This window comes from Phenylobacterium sp., assembly GCF_030697305.1.
In the GTDB taxonomy this organism is placed as follows: Bacteria; Pseudomonadota; Alphaproteobacteria; order Caulobacterales; family Caulobacteraceae; genus Phenylobacterium.
In genome coordinates this window covers 23550-39307 of record NZ_JAUYQL010000136.1, presented here as the reverse complement: position 1 = coordinate 39307, position 15758 = coordinate 23550, and the positions used below count along the sequence as shown (strand labels likewise).

Annotated in this window: 18 protein-coding genes, 1 other RNA gene and 1 pseudogene; 9 read left to right on the top strand and 11 right to left on the bottom strand. The window is 67.9% G+C overall.

The features are described from left to right. Positions 1–1131, top strand: a 1131-nt coding sequence (gene groL, locus Q8R27_RS14480) for a chaperonin GroEL (protein ID WP_305699684.1), incomplete at its 5' end; no start/stop codon positions are given. A gap of 90 nt (positions 1132–1221) precedes the next feature. On the opposite strand, the gene Q8R27_RS14475 is transcribed toward groL, so the two are convergent. The 6 genes from Q8R27_RS14475 to Q8R27_RS14450 all read right to left on the bottom strand — a co-directional run bounded on the left by Q8R27_RS14475 (position 1222) and on the right by Q8R27_RS14450 (position 3939). Beyond that, complete coding sequence (locus Q8R27_RS14475; RefSeq protein ID WP_305699687.1) at positions 1222–1572, bottom strand: phage holin family protein; 351 nt, start codon at positions 1570–1572, stop codon at positions 1222–1224. 64 nt (positions 1573–1636) lie between these two features. Next, positions 1637–2476: a TIGR00282 family metallophosphoesterase gene (locus Q8R27_RS14470; RefSeq protein WP_305699683.1), complete on the bottom strand. Its 840-nt coding sequence runs from the start codon at positions 2474–2476 to the stop codon at positions 1637–1639. Between the two features lie 9 nt (positions 2477–2485). Next, positions 2486–3061: a 5-formyltetrahydrofolate cyclo-ligase gene (locus Q8R27_RS14465; protein ID WP_305699682.1), complete on the bottom strand. Its 576-nt coding sequence runs from the start codon at positions 3059–3061 to the stop codon at positions 2486–2488. Positions 3062–3092: 31 nt separating this feature from the next. Next, positions 3093–3254: non-coding RNA, 6S RNA (gene ssrS / locus Q8R27_RS14460), on the bottom strand. A 56-nt stretch (positions 3255–3310) separates the two neighbouring features. Next, positions 3311–3637: a cell division protein ZapA gene (locus Q8R27_RS14455; protein WP_305594642.1), complete on the bottom strand. Its 327-nt coding sequence runs from the start codon at positions 3635–3637 to the stop codon at positions 3311–3313. 5 nt (positions 3638–3642) lie between these two features. Then, on the bottom strand, positions 3643–3939 hold the full coding sequence (locus tag Q8R27_RS14450) for a DUF4164 family protein (protein WP_305699681.1): 297 nt from the start codon (positions 3937–3939) through the stop codon (positions 3643–3645). A gap of 163 nt (positions 3940–4102) precedes the next feature. Here Q8R27_RS14450 and tkt point away from each other — a divergent pair, with 163 nt between their 5' ends. From tkt to Q8R27_RS14430, 4 genes are all read left to right on the top strand, one after another. After that, positions 4103–6076, top strand: a complete 1974-nt coding sequence (tkt, locus tag Q8R27_RS14445; protein ID WP_305699680.1) for a transketolase — start codon at positions 4103–4105, stop codon at positions 6074–6076. 117 nt (positions 6077–6193) lie between these two features. Then, complete coding sequence (gap, locus tag Q8R27_RS14440; RefSeq protein WP_305699679.1) at positions 6194–7204, top strand: type I glyceraldehyde-3-phosphate dehydrogenase; 1011 nt, start codon at positions 6194–6196, stop codon at positions 7202–7204. Between the two features lie 124 nt (positions 7205–7328). After that, a complete protein-coding gene (gene pgk / locus Q8R27_RS14435) occupies positions 7329–8525 on the top strand; it encodes a phosphoglycerate kinase (protein ID WP_305699678.1) in 1197 nt (398 codons plus the stop codon). Then, on the top strand, positions 8477–9565 hold the full coding sequence (locus tag Q8R27_RS14430; RefSeq protein ID WP_371134706.1) for a class I fructose-bisphosphate aldolase: 1089 nt from the start codon (positions 8477–8479) through the stop codon (positions 9563–9565). Before pgk ends, Q8R27_RS14430 begins: the two co-directional genes overlap by 49 nt. On the opposite strand, the pseudogene Q8R27_RS14520 reads toward Q8R27_RS14430, so the two are convergent. The 3 genes and pseudogenes from Q8R27_RS14520 to Q8R27_RS14420 all read right to left on the bottom strand — a co-directional run. Further along, positions 9557–9621, bottom strand: a pseudogene (locus Q8R27_RS14520) (hypothetical protein); the annotation flags it as partial. The gene Q8R27_RS14430 and the pseudogene Q8R27_RS14520 overlap by 9 nt on opposite strands. Positions 9622–9741: 120 nt before the next feature. Beyond that, the gene (gene bfr, locus Q8R27_RS14425; RefSeq protein WP_305699676.1) at positions 9742–10239 is read right to left on the bottom strand and encodes a bacterioferritin; all 498 of its coding nucleotides are present in this window, start codon (positions 10237–10239) and stop codon (positions 9742–9744) included. A gap of 113 nt (positions 10240–10352) precedes the next feature. Next, entirely contained in the window at positions 10353–10538 is a 186-nt protein-coding gene (locus Q8R27_RS14420) for a bacterioferritin-associated ferredoxin (protein ID WP_305699675.1), read from the bottom strand. A gap of 119 nt (positions 10539–10657) precedes the next feature. Between Q8R27_RS14420 and thiE the strand changes: the two genes are divergently transcribed. The 3 genes from thiE (at position 10658) to Q8R27_RS14405 (ending at position 12846) form a co-directional block, all read left to right on the top strand. Next, positions 10658–11311, top strand: coding sequence for a thiamine phosphate synthase (thiE, locus tag Q8R27_RS14415; RefSeq protein ID WP_305699674.1), 654 nt, complete (start codon positions 10658–10660; stop codon positions 11309–11311). Between the two features lie 100 nt (positions 11312–11411). Further along, positions 11412–11981, top strand: coding sequence for an elongation factor P (gene efp / locus Q8R27_RS14410; RefSeq protein WP_305598196.1), 570 nt, complete (start codon positions 11412–11414; stop codon positions 11979–11981). Positions 11982–12051: 70 nt separating this feature from the next. Beyond that, complete coding sequence (locus Q8R27_RS14405) at positions 12052–12846, top strand: inositol monophosphatase family protein (RefSeq protein ID WP_305598197.1); 795 nt, start codon at positions 12052–12054, stop codon at positions 12844–12846. Positions 12847–12892: 46 nt separating this feature from the next. Here the strand turns inward: Q8R27_RS14405 and Q8R27_RS14400 are convergent, their stop codons facing one another. Next, complete coding sequence (locus tag Q8R27_RS14400; protein ID WP_305699673.1) at positions 12893–14188, bottom strand: acyl-CoA dehydrogenase family protein; 1296 nt, start codon at positions 14186–14188, stop codon at positions 12893–12895. A gap of 178 nt (positions 14189–14366) precedes the next feature. On the opposite strand from Q8R27_RS14400, the gene Q8R27_RS14395 reads away from it, so the two are divergent. Continuing rightward, positions 14367–15125: a sulfite exporter TauE/SafE family protein gene (locus Q8R27_RS14395; protein ID WP_305699672.1), complete on the top strand. Its 759-nt coding sequence runs from the start codon at positions 14367–14369 to the stop codon at positions 15123–15125. Between the two features lie 170 nt (positions 15126–15295). Here Q8R27_RS14395 and tadA read toward each other — a convergent pair whose 3' ends face one another. Beyond that, on the bottom strand, positions 15296–15757 hold the full coding sequence (gene tadA / locus Q8R27_RS14390) for a tRNA adenosine(34) deaminase TadA (protein ID WP_305699686.1): 462 nt from the start codon (positions 15755–15757) through the stop codon (positions 15296–15298). Position 15758: the final 1 nt, after the last annotated feature.

Genomic DNA, 15758 nt, shown 5'->3' with positions numbered 1-15758 from the left:
GGCAAGGAAGGCGTGATCACCGTCGAGGAGGCCAAGGGCCTCGAATTCGAGCTCGACGTAGTCGAGGGCATGCAGTTCGACCGCGGCTATCTCAGCCCCTATTTCATCACCAACCCCGAGAAGATGTCGGTCGAGCTGACCGATCCCTACATCCTCATCCACGAGAAGAAGCTCTCCAACCTGCAGGCGATGCTCCCGATCCTGGAAGCGGTCGTCCAGTCGGGCCGTCCGCTGCTGATCATCGCCGAGGACGTCGAAGGCGAAGCCCTGGCCACCCTGGTGGTCAACAAGCTGCGCGGCGGCCTGCGGGTCGCGGCCGTCAAGGCTCCGGGCTTCGGTGATCGCCGTAAGGCGATGCTGGAAGACATCGCCATCCTCACCGGCGGCCAGCTGATCAGCGAAGACCTTGGCATCAAGCTCGAGAACGTCACCCTCGACATGCTCGGCAAGGCCAAGAAGGTCCAGATCACCAAGGACGACACCACCATCGTCGACGGTTCGGGCGACAAGGCCGACATCGAAGGCCGCATCACCCAGATCAAGCGTCAGGTCGAAGACACCACCTCCGACTACGACAAGGAAAAGCTGCAGGAACGCCTGGCCAAGCTCGCCGGCGGCGTTGCGGTGGTCCGCGTCGGCGGCTCGACCGAAGTCGAAGTGAAGGAAAAGAAGGACCGCGTCGACGACGCCCTCAACGCGACCCGCGCGGCCGTGGAAGAAGGCATCGTCCCCGGCGGCGGCGTCGCTCTGCTGAAGGCTTCGAAGGTTCTCGACGGCTTCAAGGGCGACAATGACGACCAGGAAGCGGGCGTCGCCATCGTGCGTCGCGCGCTGCAGGCTCCGATCCGTCAGATCGCCGAGAACGCCGGCGTGGAAGGCTCGATCGTGGTCGGCAAGATCCTCGAGAACAGCTCGCCGACCTTCGGCTTCAACGCCCAGACGGAAGAGTATGTCGACATGGTCCAGGCCGGCGTCATCGACCCGGCCAAGGTCGTGCGTACGGCTCTGCAGGACGCCTCCTCGGTGGCCGGCCTGCTGATCACCACGGAAGCCGCAATCGTCGAGGCCCCCAAGAAGGGCGGCGGCGCCCCGGCGATGCCGGGCGGCGGCATGGGCGACATGGACTTCTAAGTCCACGTCTCCAGTCGACATGAGAATGAGGGGCGGGGCCGCAAGGCTCCGCCCTTTTTCTTTGCGCCGTTCGCCCCCTCCGTCACGCCGCTACCTCTTGCCCAGGCCCAGCACCAGGTGACCGACCCAGCTCACCGCGCCGGTGACGATCGCGGCCAGCACGCCGGGCACAAACCCGTCGACCGTGAAGCCGCCCAGCAGCAGCGCCACCAGCCCGATCATCGCGGCGTTCACCACCAGCAGGAACAGGCCCAGAGTCACCACGGTCAGCGGCAGGGTGAGCACGAACACCACCGGGCGCACGAAGGCGTTGACGATCCCCAGCAGCACGGCTGCGACGATCAGGCTGCCGACGCCGGAATAGCTGACACCGGGGATCAGGGCGGCGGCCAGCCACAGGCCGAGCGCGGCGATCAACGCACGTATGAGGAAGCGGACCAGCATCGCGAGGTGTCTCCAGCGTGAACCCAAGCTTGAGCGTGACGCGCCGTGTGCGCCGGCGCAATCACTCGCCGGCGACGGTTTCCAACGACGGCACCGTCTGCGACAGCCGCCCGCCGATGCGGATCGGCTCGATGCGGCGCGCCAGCCCGGTGGCGTCGTCGGTCTCCACGAACACGCCGCACAAGGTGGCCGGGCCCTCGGCGGGCTTGTAGCGGCCGCCGGAGATGCGCGTGGTGAAGCGGCGCAGCGGCTCTTCCTTCTGGTTGCCGATCACGCTGTCGTAGTCGGCGCAGGCGCCGGCGTCGGTCTGGTAGGCGGTGCCTCCGGTGAGGATCTGCGCGTCGGCCGTCGGCACATGGGTGTGGGTGCCCACCACCAGACTGGCGCGCCCGTCGCAGAAGTGGCCCATGGCCATCTTCTCCGAGGTCGCCTCGGCGTGCATGTCGATGATCACTGCATCCGCCGCCGAGCCCAGCGGGCAAGCCTCCAGCTCGCGGTCGACAGACGAGAACGGGTCGTCCAGCGCATCCATGTGCACCCGACCCAGGAGGTTGATCACCAGCACGCGACGACCGGCGTCGGTCTCGAACATCTGCGCGCCGCGACCCGGCGCATAGGTGAGCGCTGGATAGTTCAGCGGCCGCACCAGGCGCGGTTCACGGATGATGTAGGTCAGCGCTTCCTTCTGGTCCCAGGCGTGGTTGCCGAGCGTCAGGCAGTCGGCGCCGGAATCGAACAACTCGCGCGCCGTGTTCTCGGTGATGCCGAAGCCGGCGGCGGCGTTCTCGGCGTTGATCACCACGAACTCCAGCCCCAGCCGCCGGCGCAAGGCTGGCAGGTGGTCGGCCACCGACTCGCGGCCGGAACGCCCAATGACATCCCCAAAGAAGGCAAACCTCATGCGCGCGCCCTAGGCCTTTACTTCGAAATAGCCGGTCTCGGTGAGCACGGCGTCCAGGCGCTGGTCATGCTCGCCCATCGGAACCGCGTCCACTTCTTGCCCGGAGTAGGCGAGGCCGAGCACGAAAACCGACTTCATCGCCCGCAGGTTCGCCAGAGTGCGGTCATAATGGCCGCCGCCCTGTCCCAGGCGCCCGCCACGGCGGTCGAATGCGAGCAGCGGACAGATCACCAGGTCGGGATGCAGCTCGGGCGCGGAGGCCGGCGGCGAGGGTATGCCCACGGCGTCCGGTTCCAGGTCCATGTCCGCCTCCCAGGCGCGGAAGATCAGCGGCTGGTCTTTCGCAAGCGCCACCGGCAGGGCGAACATCGCGCCGGTCTGGCTGATCCGGCGGATCAGCGCGCTGGGGTCCAGCTCCGAGCCCGAGGCGTGGTAGCCGGAGAACATCGCGAACGCGGGAAGGCGCTCCATCGGCAGGTCGGCGGCGACGATCTCGCCGGCATGAGGCCCGGCGCGCGCCAGCTCGGCGCGGAGGGTGCGCATCCGTGCGCGAAGGGCGGCCTTGTCGGTTTGCGAGGGATCCACGCGCCACGCATAGCAGGAAAGTGGATGGGTGGCGGCGCCGCGAGAGCCGTGAAGGTGGTTAAATTCCCCTCGGACCTGTTGTAGACAGGTGGGCGCCGTGTGTCCGGGTCCACGGACCCGGCCAGGGACAGCTCCCTTAGAGGTGAATTAAGGTCCCCGGGAATTTGGCCTTCGACGCGAGCCGCAGCAGACCCGCCAAGGTCCAAGGTAGTGCGTCGGGCGGCGCTTCTCAACCAGCCATCGCAGCGATCAAAGGCCGGCGAGCTTTTCGATGCGTTTGGCGGCGTTCTCCAGGGAGAGGACGGCGCGGGTCTCGACCCGCGACTGGTCGGTGCGCAGGCGGGTGAGCTCGGCCTGCTGGGCGGCGAGGCGGCCCTTGGCGTCGGCCAACTCGTCGGCCAGCAGCAGCGCGCCCATCAGCAGCAGGCGCGTGTCGCCGAGCTGGCCCATGTCCTGCGACACTTGGCGCACCTGGCGGTCGAAGATTTCCGCCAGTTCGCGCAGGTGCTGTTCCTGGCCGTCCGCACAGCCCACGGCGTAGGGGCGGCCGTTCACCTCGATGGTCACCTGGGCCATGGTCTTTAAGTCTCCGTCGGTTCGGATGGCGTCTGGCCATCCAGGGCGGCGCGGATCTCGGTGATCGCGCGCCCGAGCGCGGCCGAGGCTTCGGCGCCGGCTTCTTCGAGCTGGCGCTCGCGGGCACGGGCCTGATCCAGTTCCGCCGCCAGCGCGGCGCGGTCCGGCGCGAACGCGGCGTCCGTCTCGGCCTCAGCCGAGGGAACGCGCTGCGCCTGCTGCTGTTCCAGCAGCGTCACGGCCCGCTCAAGCCGTCGTGCGGCTTGGTCCAGGGCGTTCTCGCCGATGGCCTCTCGGATCATTCCACGCTCCTTGCTGTGGTTAATCTATAGACCGCGTGGGCGTTCGACCGGAAGCCCGTAGCGCGCGCAAGCCGCAGGGGAGCGCGCCTTGACCCTCACGCGTGCGCGTGCGACGCCGCGCGCGCTTCCCGCACCCATTAACGAGTCTGCGCAAGGCCCCTCGATGCCCGCTCCCCTTCAGACGATGGCCGACGCTATCCGTGTGCTCTCAATGGACGCCGTCCATAAGGCGAAATCAGGCCACCAAGGCATGCCCATGGGCATGGCCGACGTCGCCACGGTGCTCTGGACGAAGTTCCTGAAGTACGACGCCTCGGCGCCGGAGTGGGCTGATCGCGACCGCTTCGTGCTGTCGGCGGGCCACGGCTCGATGCTGATCTACGCCCTACTGCACCTCGCAGGGTTCGAGGCGGTGACCATGGATCAGATCCGCAACTTCCGGCAACTGGGCTCGAACACGCCAGGCCACCCGGAGTACGGGCACACGCCAGGCGTGGAGACCACCACAGGGCCGCTCGGGCAGGGGATCGCCACCGCCGTCGGCATGGCCATGGCCGAGCGGCACATGGCCGCCCGCTTCGGCGATGACCTGGTCGACCACCGTACCTGGGTGATCGCCGGCGACGGCTGCCTGATGGAGGGCGTCAGTCATGAGGCGATCAGCCTGGCGGGCAGGCTGAAGCTCGCCAAGCTGACGGTGCTGTTCGACGACAACAACACCACCATCGATGGCGAAGCGACGATCTCCGAAACCGGCGACCAAGTGGCGCGATTCAAGGCGGCGGGCTGGGCGGTGAAGGTCGTCGACGGCCACGACTTCGGCAAGATCGCGGGCGCCCTGCGCTGGGCTACACGCCGCAGCCGCCCGACGATGATCGCCTGCCGCACCAAGATTTCTAAGGGCGCGGGCCGGAAGGAAGGCGATCCGCACAGCCACGGATACACCCTGTTCGATGACGAGATCGCCGATGCGCGCCGCGCCATGGGCTGGTCGCACGAGCCGTTCGTGACGCCGGAAGAAGCGCTGAAGCCCTGGCGCGCGGCCGGCAAGCGCGGCGCCAAGACCCGCCGCGCCTGGGAGACCAAGCTGTCCCGCGCGCCGCTCAAGGCCGAGTTCGAACGCGCCGTGCAGGGCGAGCTTCCGGCCGACGCCTTTGCGCGCCTCGACGCCTATATGTCCGAGCTGATCGCCACCAAGCCCGCCAACGCGACCCGCGTGCATTCGGGCTCGGCGCTGGAACAGATCGTGCCGGCGGTGGCTGAAATGGTCGGCGGCTCGGCGGACCTGACGGGTTCGAACAACACCTTCGTCAAGGGCATGGTCCCGTTCGACCAACCCGACTACGCCGGGCGCTACGTCCACTATGGCGTGCGCGAGCACGGCATGGCCGCGGCGATGAACGGCATGGCGCTGCACGGCGGGGTGATCCCGTATTCCGGCACCTTCCTCACCTTCGCCGACTACAGCCGCCCGGCGATCCGCCTAGGGGCGCTGATGGGCGTTCGCGTGGTTCATGTGATGACCCACGACTCTATCGGCTTGGGCGAAGACGGCCCGACACACCAGCCCGTGGAGCATCTGGCCTCGCTGCGCGCGATCCCCAACCTCAACGTCTACCGCCCGGCCGATGCGATCGAGGCCGCCGAATGCTGGAAGCTCGCCCTGCAGTCGAAATCCACGCCGTCGATCCTGGCGCTGTCGCGGCAGAAGGTCCCGGCGGTGCGGATGGAAGCGGCGGGTGAGAACCTGTCGGCCCGCGGCGCCTACGAACTGCGCGAGGCCTCGGGCGCGGCGCGCGCGACGATCTTCGCCACCGGCACCGAGGTCTCCATCGCTGTCGCCGCGCGCGACCTGCTCGAAGCCGAGGGCATCGGCGTGCGGGTGGTCTCGGTCCCCTGCTGGGAGCTGTTCGAGGCGCAGGACGCCGGCTACCGCGCCGGCGTCATCGGCGAGGCGCCGGTGCGGGTGGCCGTCGAAGCCGCTGTGAAGATGGGCTGGGAACGGTTCATCGGCGAGGACGGGGCGTTCGTCGGCATGACCGGATTCGGGGCCAGCGCACCCAGCGATAAGCTCTACGAGCATTTCGGGCTGACGGCTCAGGCTGTCGCGGATGTGGTTAAGCGCAAGCTTGCGTGACCCCGCTCGCCCTTCGCGCGGCGCGCCAGGGGTTGACTTAGAGCGTCCCCGCCCGAAGAAAGCCTCGCGCAATCAACAGGCCGCATCACGGCCGTCGTCTGTCAGGAGACCCTCGATATGACCGTTCGCGTCGCGATCAACGGCTTTGGCCGCATTGGCAGGCTGGTGTTGCGTTCGATCGTCGAGCACGCGCGCCGCGACATCGAGGTGGTGGCGATCAACGACCTGGGCCCGGTGGAGACCAACGCCCACCTGCTGCGCTACGACAGCGTGCACGGCCGGTTCCCCGGAACGGTAACCGTCGACGGCGACTCGATCGACGTGGGCCTGGGCAAGATCAAGGTCACTGCGATCCGCAATCCGGCCGAGTTGCCGCATCGCGAGCTGGGCGTCGACATCGCTCTGGAATGCACGGGCCTGTTCACCTCGAAGGACAAGGCCAAGGCTCACCTCGACGCCGGCGCCAAGCGCGTGCTGGTTAGCGCGCCCTGCGACGACGCCGACAAGACCATCGTCTTCGGCGTCAATCATCAAACGCTGACCGCCGCCGACCTGATCGTCTCCAACGCGTCCTGCACCACCAACTGCCTGGCGCCGATCGCCAAGGTGCTGCACGACCTGGCCGGCATCGAGCGCGGTTACATGACCACCATCCACTCCTACACCGGCGACCAGCCGACCTTGGATACGATGCACAAGGACCTCTACCGCGGCCGCGCCGCGGCGATGTCGATGATCCCCACCTCAACCGGCGCCGCCAAGGCGCTGGGCCTGGTGATCCCCGAGCTGCAGGGCAAGCTGGACGGATCCTCCATCCGGGTGCCGACCCCCAACGTCTCGGTGGTCGACCTGACCTGGGTGCCGGGGCGCAAGCTCGACAAGGATGAGATCAACGCGGCCCTCAAGGCGGCCGCGGCCGACGGCCCGCTGAAGGGCGTGCTGGCGGTGACCGACGAGCCGCTGGTGTCGATCGACTTCAACCACATCGCCGCCTCGTCCACCGCGGCGCTGGCCCAGACCCAGGTGATCGACGGCGGCCTCGGCCGCGTGCTGTCCTGGTACGACAACGAGTGGGGGTTCTCGACGCGGATGAGCGACACCGCGCTGGCCATGGCGAAACTGATCTGATCGCGATGTTTCCGGTTTCCTCTCCGCTCATCCCGGCGAAAGCCGGGACCCAAGCGGCGGTTCGATCTTGCTCAGACTCAGCTTGGTTCCCGGCTTTCGCCGGGACGAGCGGGATGGAGGGCTGATGTCGTTCCGCACCCTGGACGATCTGCCCGACGATCTGGGCGGGAAAGCCGCCCTGGTGCGCGTGGATTTCAACGTGCCCATGGCCGACGGCGCAGTCACAGACGACACGCGCCTGCGCGCCGCCCTGCCGACCATCGAGAAGCTCCGCGCCGGTGGGGCGAGCGTCGTGCTGCTGTCCCACTTCGATCGGCCGAAGGGTAAGCGCGTCCCGTCGATGAGCCTGCAGCCGCTGGTCGAGCCGCTGTCGAAGCTGCTGGGTATGGCGGTCAGCTTCGGGACGGACTGCATCGGCCCGGCCGCAGCGGAGGCGATCCACGCAGCGGGCGCAGGCGGCGTGACCCTGCTGGAGAACGTGCGCTTCCATCCAGGCGAAGAGGCCAACGACGCCGACTTCATCGCCGAACTGGCGCAGAACGGCGACCTCTACGTCAACGACGCCTTCTCGACCGCGCACCGCGCGCACGCCTCCACCGAAGGGCTGGCGCATGTGCTGCCGGCCTACGCGGGCGAGAGCATGCGCCGCGAGCTCGACGCGCTGGAGGCCGCCCTGGGTTCGCCCAAGCGTCCGGTGCTGGGCGTGGTCGGCGGGTCCAAGGTATCGAGCAAGCTCGCCCTGCTGGACAACCTGGTGGGCAAGCTGGACCGCCTGGCGATCGGCGGCGGCATGGCAAACACCTTCCTGGCGGCGCAGGGCGTCGATGTCGGCGCCTCGCTCTGCGAGCACGACCTAGCCGAGACCGCGCGCGAGATCATGGCCACGGCGAAGGCGGCCGGGTGCGAGCTGTTGCTGCCCGTGGACGTGGTCACCGCCAAGGCGGTCAAGCCGGGAATCGATCACCATGTCCGGGCGCTGGACGCGATTCAGCCCGACGACATGATCCTCGACGCCGGTCCGCGCACCGCGGCGGCGCTGAAGGCGGCGATGGACGCCTCGGCGACCGTGATCTGGAACGGCCCCCTGGGCGTGTTCGAGGTCCCGCCGTTCGACGTGGCGACGGTCGACGCCGCCCGTCACGCCGCCGCGCTGGCCAGGGCCGGCAAGCTGGTGGCCGTGGCCGGCGGCGGTGATACGGTGGCGGCGCTGAACGCAGCGGCCTGCACGGACGACTTCACCTTCGTCTCGACAGCCGGCGGCGCGTTTCTTGAATGGATGGAAGGCAAGACGCTGCCCGGCGTGGCCGCGCTTGCTCAATAGGGAGTAGAACGAACCCGATGGATCTCGCGGCTCTGAACACGATCGCCGAGCGCCTGGTGGCGTCTGGCAAAGGCATCCTGGCGGCGGACGAAAGCTCCGGCACGATCAAGAAGCGCTTCGACGCTATCGGGGTGGAGAACACCGAGGAGAACCGCCGCGACTATCGCGAGCTGCTGTTCCGTTGCGGCGAGGCGATGAACGGCTGCATCTCCGGCGTGATCCTGTTCGAGGAGACGCTGTATCAGATCGGCGCCGACGGCACGCCGCTGGTCAAGCTGATCGAGGCGGCCGGCGCGATTCCCGGCATCAAGGTCGACAAGGGCGCGAAGCCGATGGCCGGCTTCCCGGGCGAGACCCTGACCGAGGGGCTGGACGGCCTGGGCGAACGTCTGGCCAAGGACTACGCACAGGGCGCGCGCTTCGCCAAGTGGCGCGCGGTGATCGACATCGCCGACGGCCTGCCAACCTGGGGCGCGGTGAAGGCCAATGCGCATGCTCTGGCCCGCTACGCCGCCATCTGTCAGGAGGCGCAGATCGTCCCGATCGTCGAGCCGGAGATCCTGATGGACGGCGCCCACGACATTGCACGTTGCGACGAGGTCACCCGCTGGGTGCTGCAGACGGTGTTCGCCGAGCTGGCCGAACAGCGCGTGGCTCTTGAGGGCATCGTGCTGAAGCCCAACATGGTGATCTGCGGCAAGGGGTGCAGCTCGCGCGCCTCCGTCGAGGAGGTCGCCCAGCGCACCATCTCGGCCCTGAAGGCGACCGTGCCATCCGCAGTGCCGGGGATCGCCTACCTCTCCGGCGGCCAGTCCGACGAAGAGGCGACGGCGCACCTGGACGCCATGAACCGCATCGGCGGCTTCCCGTGGAAGATGACCTTTTCCTACGGTCGCGCGCTGCAGGCGGCGCCCCAGAAGGCCTGGTCCGGCCGCACCGAGAACGTCACCGCCGCGCAGAAGGCCTTCGCCCATCGCGCCAAGATGAACTCGCTGGCGAGCCTCGGTCGCTGGGACGGCGCGCTGGAACGGGCGGCTTAGGGCGCGCTCCCCTTCTCCCCTTGCGGGAGAAGGTGGCCCGCGGATTCAGGCCGGATGAGGGGTTGAAAGCCCTATCGGATTAGCTTGCTGATGATCGAAGCAGAGGGGTCTGAGAGACCGCTCATCCGACCTTCGGGGCCACCTTCTCCCGCAAGGGGAGAAGGCCACGAATCCGCTCACCCCGTCGCGTCGCCGCCGCCTTCGAGTTCGCCGAGCGCGCTCTGCAGGTAGTTCGCCTCGCCCAGCGCGCGCAGCAGCGACAGCTGGGTCTCCAGGAAGTCGACGTGTTCCTCGGTGTCGGCGAGGATCTCCCGCAGGATCTGCCGCGACACATAGTCGGCGGCGGTCTCGCACAGTCGAATCCCCTCGACGAGCGTGCTGCGGCCGCCCAGCTCGATCTCCAGGTCGGCGGCCAGCGACTCAGGCACTGTCTCGCCCAGCCGCAGCTTGTGCAGGTCCTGCAGGTTCGGCAGGCCTTCCAGGAACAGGATGCGTTTGATCAGCTTGTCGGCGTGCTTCATCTCGCCGATCGATTCTTTGTAAGTAATCTCGCCCAGCCGCTTGAAGCCCCAGTTCTCGTACATGCGCGCATGCAGGAAGTACTGATTGACCGCCGTCAGTTCATTGGTCAGCACGGCGTTCAACAGCCGAATGATCGCCTTGTCGCCTTGCATGGCGGAACTCCTCAGGTACGCGGTGATGCGCGCAAAGTCTCGCCGGCGGCGCGGTGTGTCAAAGCTTATGTTTGCAAGTGATTAGGCCTCGCACTTGCAAGGCTGGACGAATGCTATTCGGCCGCGTAGCGCAGCGCTTCATCCTGTTCGCTGAGCATCTTGCGCATGTCGCAGACGCAGCGGGCGCATTGGGGGGTCTGGCCGCAGGCGCGGAAGATCTCTGCAGGGCGCAACGCGCCGCTGGCGATGGCCGCGCGAATCTCGCGCTCACGAATGCCGTTGCAGTTGCAGACGTACACCTGACGCCCCGCCTCCCATGTCGTTGGACGTAGATTACCATTTGCGAACGCCTTTGCAACTCGTTTGCATGTGACGATCTGATTTGCCGCGGGCGCGCCGGACGATAGAAGGGCGCTGCATGCCCAATCCCTGCCGCCTCTATCTGATCACCCCGCCTCGCATCGACGATCTCGCGGCCTATGGCCAAGCCCTGTCGCAGGCGCTCGACGCAGGCGACGTGGCCGCTCTGCAGATCCGCCTGAAGGACGTCCCTGACCCGATGATCGCCGCCGCGGTCGAGGCGCTGTCGCCGATCGCGCGCGCCCGCGGCGTCGCGGTGATCCTCAACGACCGCCCCGACCTGGCCGCTCAGTTCGGATGCGACGGGGTGCACGTCGGCCAGGAGGATGCGCCCTACGCCCAGGCCCGCAAGCTGATGGGTCCGGACGCAATGATCGGCGTCACCTGCCACGACAGCCGCCACCTGGCGATGGAGGCGGCGGAGGCCGGCGCCGACTACGTGGCTTTCGGCGCCTTCTTCCCCACGAGCACCAAGGACGCGAAGACCCGCGCCGATCCGGAGATCCTGAGCGTCTGGCAGGAGGTCATGCAGACCCCCTGCGTGGCGATCGGCGGGATCACCGTGGAGAACGCCCGCGGGCTGGCCGCCGCCGGCGCGGATTTCCTGGCGGTGTCGGCCGGGGTGTGGTCGTACGGCGACGGCCCCGCCGCTGCTGTGGCCGCGCTGAATGCCGAAATCGCCCTGGGCGTCGCCGAGCGTGGCCGCGCCTGATGAGGCCGACCGCCGCACGCCTTGCCTTGGCGGGCCGGCGCCTCTAGGTTCCGCCGCCGAATTTACGCTACGGCGCGCCCGTTTGCCCTGAAAGCCCGCAATGCCCAAGATCACCGCCAACACCATCAAGCCCGGCAACGTCCTGCTGCACGACGGTTCGCTCTGGGTGGCGGTGAAGACCGCCCACGTGAAGCCCGGCAAGGGCGGCGCCTTCGCCCAGGTGGAGCTGAAGAACGTGCTCGACGGGCGCAAGCTGAACGAGCGCTGGCGTTCTTCCGACACCGTCGAGCGGGTGACCCTGGAGCAGAAGGAGCACTCCTTCCTGTATGAGCAGGGCGAGATGCTGGTGTTCATGGACCAGTCCAACTACGAGCAGATCGAGCTGCACAAGGACTTCGTCGGCGAGGAGCGCGCGCAGTTTCTGCAGGACGGCATGGTGGTGACGCTGGAGTTCCACGAGGACCGCGCGATCGGCATCGAGCTGCCGGAATATGTGGTGCTGACCATCGTCGAGGCCGAGCCCACGGTGAAGGGCCAGACCGCGTCGTCGTCCTACAAGCCCGCCAAGGCCGACAACGGCATGCGTGTGCTGATCCCGCCCTACATGGACGCGGGCGAGCGGGTGCTGGTCTCTACCGAGACCGGAGAGTATCTGCGGCGGGCGGACTGATCCGCCCACCGTGCGCTGAGGCTTCCTAAGCGGGCTGCCAGGCGCTCAAGAGCGAGCGGAGTTTCCACGCGTGTCCACACAATCAGCGCTTCTGAAGGTGATGTCCGACGCCGCGCGCAAGGCGGCGCGAGGGCTGAATCGCGACTTCGGCGAGGTGGCCGAGCTGCAGGTGTCCAAGAAGGGCGCGGCCGATTTCGTCTCCGCCGCCGACCTGAAGGCCGAACAGACCCTGTTCGAGGCGCTGAGCAAGGCGCGACCTGGCTACGGCTTCCTGGGTGAAGAGCGCGGGATGATCGAGGGCACGGACAAGACCCACACATGGATCGTCGATCCGTTGGACGGCACTACCAACTTCCTCCACGCGATTCCGCACTTTGCGATCAACATCGCTCTGCAGCGCGACGGGGTGGTGGTGGCGGCCGTGACCTACAACCCGGCGGCCAACGAGCTGTACTGGGCCGAGAAGGGCAAGGGGTGCTTCGTCAACGACCGGCGCCTGCGAGTCTCGGCGCGCAACCGACTGGAGGAATCGGTGCTGGCCACCGGCATCCCGTTCATGGGCCACGGCCACCACGCCCAGTTCCTCAAGGAGCTGCACCAGATCAGCCAGAAGGTCGCCGGCGTGCGGCGCTTCGGCGCGGCGGCCCTGGACCTGGCGTTCGTCGCCGCGGGTCGTTTCGACGGATATTGGGAGCGGGACCTGAAGCCCTGGGACCTGGCGGCCGGGCTGCTGCTGGTCAGTGAAGCCGGCGGCAAGGTCACCGACGCCGACGGCGGGCTGGAGAGCCTCACCAACGGCTCGATCTGCGCCGCCTCGCAGGACATCCATCCCCAACTGCTCGAGCGCCTGCGCGCCGCGGCCTGAGGACGGCTGGGCCGAGGCGCCTTGGCGCCCCGGCCCGCCTTGATCGTCAGCGCGCGGTGGCCATTTCGCGCTGCGCCTGCTCTTCACGGATCTTGTACTGGAGGTCGCCGTACTTGGAGAACTCCAGGCGCGCGATCGTGCGGTTGTGGACCTCGTCCGGGCCGTCGGCCAGACGCAGGGTCCGCTGGGTGGCGTAGGAGCGGGCCAGGCCGAAGTCCTCGGCCACGCCGATCGCCCCGTGCGCCTGGATGGCGTCGTCGAGGATGCGCAGCGCCATGTTGGGCGCCTGCACCTTGATCATCGCGATCTCCAGGCGCGCCGACTTGTTGCCGGCCTTGTCCATCATGTCCGCCGCCTTGAAGCACAGCAGGCGGGTCATCTCGATGTCGGTGCGGGCCGTGGCCACGCGCTCTTCCCACACCGATTGCTCGGAGATGTACTTGCCGAACGCCTTGCGGGTCATCAGGCGCTGGCACATCCGCTCCAGCGCCACTTCAGCCGCGCCGATGGTGCGCATGCAGTGGTGAATGCGGCCCGGGCCCAGGCGCCCCTGCGCGATCTCGAAGCCGCGGCCCTCGCCGAGCAGCAGGCTTTCCTCGATATTCACCCGCACGTTTTCCAGCACCACTTCGGCGTGGCCGTGCGGGGCGTCGTCGTAGCCGAACACCGGCAGCATGCGGATGACCTTCACGCCCGGATGGTCGAGCGGCACCAGCACCTGGCTCTGCTGCTGATGGCCGGCCGCGCCGGGGTTGGTCTTGCCCATGACGATGGCGACCTTGCAGCGCGGATCGCCGACGCCGGACGACCACCACTTGCGGCCGTTGATCACATAGTCGTCGCCGTCACGTTCGATGCGCGTCTCGATGTTGGTGGCGTCGGACGAGGCCACCGCCGGCTCGGTCATCAGGAAGGCGGAGCGGATGTCGCCGTTCATCAGCGGGCGCAGCCAGCGCTCCTTCTGCTCCAGCGTGCCGTAGCGGTTGAACACTTCCATGTTGCCGGTGTCGGGCGCCGAGCAGTTGAACACCTCGGAGGCGAAGGCGACGCGGCCCATGATCTCGGCGATCGGCGCGTATTCCAGGTTGGTGAGCTGCTGGCCTTCGAACTCGAAGGTGTTGTCCACGTGGGGATGGCCGGAGGACGGCGGCATGAACATGTTCCACAGGCCGGCGGCCTTGGCCTTGGTCTTCAACTCTTCCAGCACCGGAATGACCTTCCAGCGCTCGCCTTCGGCGACCTGGGCGTCGAACGTCGGGACCGCAGGATAGACGTGCTCGTCCATGAACGCCGAGACGCGGGCGATCAGGTCCTTCTGGCGCGGCGTAAAGTCGAAATCCATGGCGCTTCCTCCGTTCAAACAGTTGTTTGAACTCTTCTCGCACGCACCCCGCCCACGTGCAAGGCGAGCGCGCCCGAGGGCTCGACGAACGGCCAGCGCGGCGCTACGTCGGACGTAGGGGGAACCACGCCATGGGGCATATCCGCCGCCTGTTGCAGGCTTCCGAGCGACCGCTGCGTTGAGCGGATTGATCGGCCTGTTCCTGATCATCACCGCGTTCGTCACCGCGACGCTGTCGGGTGTGTTCGGCATGGCGGGCGGGATGGTGCTGATGGGCGCCCTTGCCCTGGTCCTGCCGGTGCAGGCCGCCTTCATCACCCACGGGGTGCTGCAACTGGTGGCCAACGGCTGGCGCGCGATCCTGCATCGCCGTCACGTGCGCTGGGACATCATCGGCTGGTACGCGGCGGCCTCGATCATTGCTGCTGTGGTGGTGTCGCTGATCGCCTTCGTGCCCTCGAAGCCGCTGCTCTATCTGTTGATGAGCCTGGTGCCGGTGCTGGTCTGGCTGCCGCAGCGCTGGATATCGCTGGACGCCGCCAGGCCGCCCCAGGCTTTCGCCTCAGGCCTGATCGTCACCGGGCTCAACCTCAGCGCCGGCGTCGCCGGGCCGCTGCTGGACATCTTTTTCGTCCGCACTGAGCTCACCCGCCACGCCATTGTCGCGACCAAGGCGGCGACGCAGGTGTTCAGCCACATGGCCAAGATCCTCGTCTATGGCGGGCCGATGCTGGCCTCGCGCCACGCCGACGGCGTACCGCCGCTGTGGGTTTTCGCCATCGCCATTCCGGTGTCGATGGCCGGCACCGCGGTGGGCGGCCTGATCCTCGAGCGGCTGAGCGACGTGAACTTCAAGCGCTACACCCGCTACATCGTCACCGGAATCGGCGCGGTCTATTTCGTCCAGGCCGTGCGGCTGTTCTTCTTCACGCCCTGAGGAGGAGGAGCAAAGGCCAAAAAAAGAGCCGCGTCCCGAGGGGCGCGGCTCAGTCATTAGGGAGGAAACGCCCAGGTTGGGCAGTGCTCATCTATGATGGGCGATCGGCATTGCAAGAGCTTGGCCGTGATAAAGGTGATGCCGGCGTCATATTTGTCGCTCGCCGTGTCTCAGGTGAGTGCGCCGCCGCTGGCGGCCTTGCGGCGGGCGCGGAAGAAGCCCTGCAGCAGGGCGGCGCTCTCCGTCGCCAGCAGTCCACCCTCGATCTGCGGTCGCCAATGGCAGGTGGGCTGGTCGAAGAACCGCGGGCCGTGGACCACCGCGCCCCCCTTGGCGTCCTCGGCGCCGAACACAAGGCGACCGATGCGCGCGTGGCTGATCGCGCCGGCGCACATGGCGCACGGCTCCAGGGTCACCACCAGGGTCAGGCCGGTTAGGCGATAGTTGCCCAGCCGTGCGGCCGCGGCGCGGATCGCCACGATCTCGGCGTGCGCCGTCGGGTCGTGGGCGCCGATCGGGCCGTTGGAGCCGCTCGCCAACACCTCGCCAGTGACGGAATCGACCACGACGGCGCCCACCGGCGTCTCGCCGCGCGCGGCGGCGGCTTGCGCCGCTTCGAGGGCGATGCGCATG

What these genes read in the sequence shown, in the direction of transcription:
- Q8R27_RS14470 (WP_305699683.1), bottom strand. Translation starts at nt 2,476, where the DNA reads ATGAGGTTTGCCTTCTTTGGGGATGTCATTGGGCGTTCCGGCCGCGAG.
- Q8R27_RS14455 (WP_305594642.1), bottom strand. Translation starts at nt 3,637, where the DNA reads ATGGCCCAGGTGACCATCGAGGTGAACGGCCGCCCCTACGCCGTGGGC.
- Q8R27_RS14450 (WP_305699681.1), bottom strand. Translation starts at nt 3,939, where the DNA reads ATGATCCGAGAGGCCATCGGCGAGAACGCCCTGGACCAAGCCGCACGA.
- tkt (WP_305699680.1), top strand. Translation starts at nt 4,103, where the DNA reads ATGCCCGCTCCCCTTCAGACGATGGCCGACGCTATCCGTGTGCTCTCA.
- gap (WP_305699679.1), top strand. Translation starts at nt 6,194, where the DNA reads ATGACCGTTCGCGTCGCGATCAACGGCTTTGGCCGCATTGGCAGGCTG.
- pgk (WP_305699678.1), top strand. Translation starts at nt 7,329, where the DNA reads ATGTCGTTCCGCACCCTGGACGATCTGCCCGACGATCTGGGCGGGAAA.
- Q8R27_RS14430 (WP_371134706.1), top strand. Translation starts at nt 8,477, where the DNA reads ATGGATGGAAGGCAAGACGCTGCCCGGCGTGGCCGCGCTTGCTCAATA.
- bfr (WP_305699676.1), bottom strand. Translation starts at nt 10,239, where the DNA reads ATGCAAGGCGACAAGGCGATCATTCGGCTGTTGAACGCCGTGCTGACC.
- thiE (WP_305699674.1), top strand. Translation starts at nt 10,658, where the DNA reads ATGCCCAATCCCTGCCGCCTCTATCTGATCACCCCGCCTCGCATCGAC.
- efp (WP_305598196.1), top strand. Translation starts at nt 11,412, where the DNA reads ATGCCCAAGATCACCGCCAACACCATCAAGCCCGGCAACGTCCTGCTG.
- Q8R27_RS14400 (WP_305699673.1), bottom strand. Translation starts at nt 14,188, where the DNA reads ATGGATTTCGACTTTACGCCGCGCCAGAAGGACCTGATCGCCCGCGTC.
- tadA (WP_305699686.1), bottom strand. Translation starts at nt 15,757, where the DNA reads ATGCGCATCGCCCTCGAAGCGGCGCAAGCCGCCGCCGCGCGCGGCGAG.